This window comes from Pedobacter sp. 10L46_2 (assembly GCF_056395165.1).
The window spans coordinates 6,167-8,112 of record NZ_JBFTIZ010000087.1 but is presented as its reverse complement, the minus strand read 5'-3'; the positions used below and the strand labels follow the sequence as shown (position 1 = coordinate 8,112).

At 36.6% G+C, this 1,946-nt stretch carries 1 protein-coding gene; it reads left to right on the top strand.

What is annotated here, in order from left to right; all coding sequences use genetic code 11:
• Nucleotides 1–1,909, top strand: a 1,909-nt coding sequence (locus tag AC1DDX_RS11690; protein WP_477622065.1) for a SusC/RagA family TonB-linked outer membrane protein, incomplete at its 5' end; no start/stop codon positions are given.
• Nucleotides 1,910–1,946: the final 37 nt, after the last annotated feature.

Sequence of the window (1,946 nt, the reverse complement as noted above, 5' to 3'; positions counted from 1 at the left end):
ATATATAAGTGATGTGGATATGCAAAACTTTACAGGTGTGCTGGATCAGGTTAAGGATAAGAATATCAATGATGATATTACGTCTAGTATAACACTAAATTACGATATCAGTAAAAAGTTTCATTTTCAAACACAAGGATCGTTGCAATCAAGCAAAGGCGGCAGAGACATCTTTAGGCCAAGTATTTTGGATGCGGAGGGTAATTTTTATGCTCAATCGTCTAGATCGAACTTTGATAACTTTAATATAGACAACCTTCTTTCGTATACTACTTCGGTGAATAATGACCACCACATTACCGTACTGGGTGGAAATACGATAAACTACCTGACAAGAGAATATACAGGGATTGGGGGGATTGGAAAAGGGAATAATGTAATTTCTACTGTTCAGGGTATTAATGAATATGCGTATAGTGATCCATACGGTAATATGATAACGGGGTCTAAACGCGAAGCTTCAGGAATGCTGTCGTTTTTCGGAAGAGCAAGTTATGATTATAAAGATAAGTATCTCTTCTCTGTTAGTTTCCGTGCCGATGCCTCATCTCGTTTTGGTAAGAATTACAGGTGGGCCCACTTTCCTTCTGTTTCGGCAGGTTGGGTAATATCTGACGAGCCGTTTATGAAATCAGCAGAGAATTGGGTGTCATTACTGAAAATAAGAGGTAGTTATGGTGTTTCAGGTAACTTACCGGCCGATTACTATGCGCCATTTAACTCATACATTACCGGAAATGGTGGTGCAGGGTATCAAGGCTCTGCCGCTACAAATACCTACAATGGTGTAAACTCGGTAACTTATAATCCCGGATCTATTACACAAGATAATTTAACATGGGAAAGATCAATCCAATCGAATATTGGTATTGATGCAGAATTATTTAAAAGCAGATTAAACATATCTGTTGATGCTTATAACCGTGGTACATCAGACCTTATTTTCGATTTGATTATGCCGGTTACCAGCGGGTATGATAAAGTTAGAACTAATGCTGTTGATGTTAGGAATTTAGGGGTTGATTTAAATGTTACAGGAAGAGTATTCAGTCCTGAGAGCAAATTTCAATGGAATCCAAGATTGGTAATGTCATTCAACAAAAATCAAATCATGTCGTTGCCTAATGGTAATAGAGACATTATGGTTACAGATGGTAATACAGGTACTACTTTTATACTTACAAAAGGGCGTCCTATTTATGAATATTTCCTGGTTAAATCGGCAGGGGTATATACAGATAAAAATGAAATCCCTTTTGATCCGCGCACTGGAGATCTGATTACTTATTGGAACGGATCGCAGACTGCAAAACCTGGCTCATACAGATGGATAGATCAAAACTTTGACTATGATGTATGGGATCATTTTGATAAAGTAAGGGTTGGTAATCCGAATCCAAGAATTACAGGTGGTTTAAGCAATACCTTTACTTATAAAAATTTCTCTCTTGAAGTTTTTACAACCTTCTTATTAGGCAGAGAGGTGTATAACACTTATATCTCAAGTTTACTTGATCAATATAAACAACTTGGAAGCTTCCCAAACACTGGGCTTATCAATCTGGATAAATTGCCTATATGGCGTAAACCGGGCGATAAGGCTACCTACGCCGACTTAAATCCTTACGGTGATTATTATTATCAGTTTAATAATTTCTCTTCAGCCTATATGGAAGATGGATCTTATGCGAAAATTAAATACATCAATTTAGCTTATAATGTTCCGACCAAGTTGCTGGAAAAATTAAAAATGAAACGCTTGCAGGTTTATACCATCATAGATAATGTTTACTCTTTCCAGAAATCAACATTACCGGATGTTGAAGCAGTGAATGAGCTGGGAATATATACAGGAGATAGTTATCCGGTACCTAGAAAATTCACCTTTGGTATTCAGGCATCTTTTTAAGCGGCTTTAAATAAATAATTAATAATTAGAACATAGA